Annotated in this window: 3 protein-coding genes; all 3 read right to left on the reverse strand. The window is 30.6% G+C overall.

Translation table 11 applies throughout. The features are described 5' to 3' along the window. Positions 1-84 precede the first annotated feature (84 nt). A complete protein-coding gene (locus tag BUB90_RS22975; protein WP_073292013.1) occupies positions 85-366 on the reverse strand; it encodes a hypothetical protein in 282 nt (93 codons plus the stop codon). 175 nt (positions 367-541) lie between these two features. Continuing rightward, positions 542-802, reverse strand: coding sequence for a hypothetical protein (locus BUB90_RS22980; RefSeq protein WP_073292016.1), 261 nt, complete (start codon positions 800-802; stop codon positions 542-544). Between the two features lie 32 nt (positions 803-834). Then, positions 835-1,224, reverse strand: a 390-nt coding sequence (locus tag BUB90_RS23765) for a hypothetical protein (protein WP_073292020.1), incomplete at its 5' end; no start/stop codon positions are given.

The following is a 1,224-nucleotide window of genomic DNA, read 5'->3' on the forward strand; positions in this document are numbered from 1 at the left end:
TAATTTATGCATCGTCTAACATCAAACTGTAATAACTTTATTTTTCACTCTATCACTCCTAAATCATATTTAAGTTTGTAAATTTTAGTTTACCTCTGGAAGTGTAAACCCATTTTTATCAAAATACTTAAATAAATCTGATTTAAAGAATTCTATTTGACCATCTAGTCCATTAATGTGGACAACGCAAGTTTCTTGTTCGTCTAACATTTCAATCAGAATCGTATGTAACATATTTTTTGCACACTCATATCCATATTCTTGTTCTTTATTAAAGACTACTCCAGTTACCTTTTCACTCTCTTCTTTTAACCAATCTAATTGTTTTACTATGTCCATTCCTAAAAATAGCATATCTCTTTTCATAATTTTCACTTTTCCTTTCTTCTATAAATATTGTTTTTAATCTTCTTTAGTTAGACACTTATAGCAATTTTTATCATCTTCATTGCAAACTTCTCCTGTAAAAGGACATGTTGACTTATCTTTTTTATACTTGTTCTTCATTTACTACTCCTTCTCTAAATCCTAATTTAAATGTCTAACACTTATTATCGTAATATTCAAATATTTCACTGCACTTTTCTATTATTTCAAAGCTAATATCTTGATATACTGTTCCTTTTGATATAGTCTCCAGTGCCAATATAAGACTGTTTTCTGCGTTCCACCTATGGTCAATAGGTATAGTGGCTCTATCTCCTCCTAATTGACTCATTTCCCTTCTATCTGACGGTATCATTACTGCGATGTCAATAAGCTTTTCATGTTTCTTACTCAAAGAAAACTTACTTTTAGGCATATCATTACCTCCTTAAATATCAATTTTCTTAACTAGTTTTCACGCTCAATATCTTCACGATCAGTCCAATAACGGAATTTGGTTTCTCCTCCACAATCGTAGCATGAAGTATGTTCATATGCTCCATTCTCAAAAACAACTCTTTGTTCATTACCACATTTACTGCATTTCATAATACAGTCATGATTTGTTATGCGCCATATTATACCATTCTCATCTTCTATTCTTATGTATTCATCATCGCTAGCATCAACTTCTCCTGATTCTTCAATTACGTTTTCAACGCATTCAATACATGTGTAAGCAGATACTGCTTCTCCATCACAAAATCCAGATTCACTTAATGCAAATTTCCCTTTATCTATAGTTCTTTGACATATTACACAGGTATGTTCTTTTTTACACTTAACAACTTTTTCTTT

Source organism: Anaerosporobacter mobilis DSM 15930 (assembly GCF_900142955.1).
GTDB classification, from domain to species: Bacteria; Bacillota; Clostridia; order Lachnospirales; family Lachnospiraceae; genus Anaerosporobacter; species Anaerosporobacter mobilis.